The organism is Neokomagataea thailandica NBRC 106555, from assembly GCF_001598495.1.
Classification (GTDB): Bacteria; Pseudomonadota; Alphaproteobacteria; order Acetobacterales; family Acetobacteraceae; genus Gluconobacter; species Gluconobacter thailandicus_A.
Genome location: NZ_BCZB01000068.1, coordinates 1 through 1669, shown reverse-complemented (window position 1 = coordinate 1669; position 1669 = coordinate 1). Strand labels below are relative to the sequence as shown.

Here is a 1669-nt window from a genome sequence, read left to right as displayed (position 1 = left end):
CACGTCACTGATCGTCGTGTCCGCCGCTATGAGAATGGTGATAATTTTGTTGAAATTATACCTTCCGTTAAAGGGCTCGCAACGGTCCATGACCGTGACGTTTTGATCTTTTGTATTTCGCATCTTATGGCGGCACTGAATAACAAGAAGTCCGTCAGTCAGATTGTACGCTTTAAAGCGTATGACATGCTCAAAGCGACGAACAGAATGACGAATGGTCAAGCTTATGACGGTTTGGTTTCAGCATTAACCCGTCTACGAGGTACTATAATCACAACAAATATTATCACTGGCGATCAAGAGGTTACTCGTGGTTTCGGGATTATTGAAAGCTTTGAAATCGTTCGGAATACGCGTGCAGGACGCATGCAAGAAGTTGAAATCAAGCTTTCAGACTGGGTATTCAATGCTATCCGTCACAAAGAAGTGCTTACTTTACACAGGGATTATTTTCGTCTGCGTAAGCCTCTTGAGCGTCGAATTTATGAACTGGGTCGTAAGCACTGTGGCATGAAACCTTCTTGGAAGATTGGCCTTGAGCGTTTGCAAGAAAAATGCGGTTCGACATCGACGATGAAAGAATTTCGTAGACTGGTGCAGAAAATGGCCCTGTTGCAAAGTTTTTTCTTGTATTTGAAACTGATGGTGATTTTGACGTAGGGCATAGCGTATGAGCGATTTCAAGGGGCGGCATTTCCAGGGTGAGGTGATCCTCTGGGCGGTGCGCTGGTACTGCCGTTACGGGATCAGCTATCGCGACCTTGAAACGATGCTCTGTGAACGCGGTGTCAGCGTTAATCACTCGACGATCTACCGCTGGGTTCAGCGCTATGCGCCTGAGATGGAAAAGCGCCTGCGCTGGTATTGGAAACGCCCAGGCTTTTCCCGAAGTTGGCGGGTTGATGAGACCTATATCAAGGTCAAAGGGAAATGGGCGTATCTCTATCGGGCGGTCGATAAGGACGGGGATACGATCGATTTCTACCTCTCGCCGACCCGAAACGCCAAGGCTGCCAAACGTTTTCTGGGTAAAGTGGTAAGTGGTCTGAAGGAGTGGGAGAAGCCTGAGACGATCAACACGGACAAAGCCCCGACCTATGGCATTGCGATCAGAGAACTCCAGACGGACGGCAAACTACCGGATACGGTGGAACACCGCCAGGTGAAGTATCTGAACAACGTGATTGAGGCCGATCACGGCAAGCTGAAACAACTGATCAAGCCGGTTCGTGGCTTCAAAAGCCTCAAAACCGCCTATGCCACGATCAAAGGTTTTGAGGTTATGCGCGCACTAAAAAAGGGACAGGCCAAATTCTTCCAGTTCCAAGACGGCATCATGGGAGAAGTGCGTCTGGTCGAAAGGCAGTTCGGAATTTACAACGTCTGAAACATCAATCAACTGGAATATCTGCGTCTTCACCCTAATTTTGCAACAGGGCACCCTAAACGACGATAACCCAAGCGACGGCGTTCTGCCGCCAATTCCCGCAAGCGTTGTCGTAAAGCCGTATCCTCTGGGCGCACAGAAACATACCGAATGATGCGACGCGCAACACCGACAACGCGGCAGGCATGACGTTCACTCACACTGAACACATCACGTATAAGATCAACAGCCTGCCGCTTCGCAGCAGGCGTCACCACTTTTTTCCAACGATTTTGACGTGCC

The 1669-nt window shown here is 49.3% G+C and carries 2 protein-coding genes and 1 pseudogene; 2 read left to right on the top strand and 1 reads right to left on the bottom strand.

Going from position 1 to position 1669, the window contains the following annotated elements; all coding sequences use genetic code 11:
• Both NTH01S_RS11400 and NTH01S_RS11395 read left to right on the top strand, forming a co-directional pair.
• The coding region (locus NTH01S_RS11400) for a replication initiator protein A (RefSeq protein WP_157070975.1) at positions 1-660 on the top strand (660 nt) is incomplete at its 5' end.
• Between the two features lie 10 nt (positions 661-670).
• A complete protein-coding gene (locus NTH01S_RS11395) occupies positions 671-1387 on the top strand; it encodes an IS6 family transposase (protein ID WP_068173768.1) in 717 nt (238 codons plus the stop codon).
• A 56-nt stretch (positions 1388-1443) separates the two neighbouring features.
• Here the strand turns inward: NTH01S_RS11395 and NTH01S_RS11940 are convergent.
• A pseudogene (locus tag NTH01S_RS11940) lies at positions 1444-1669 on the bottom strand (IS3-like element ISMamg1 family transposase); the annotation flags it as partial.

What these genes read in the sequence shown, in the direction of transcription:
- NTH01S_RS11395 (WP_068173768.1), top strand. Translation starts at nt 671, where the DNA reads ATGAGCGATTTCAAGGGGCGGCATTTCCAGGGTGAGGTGATCCTCTGG.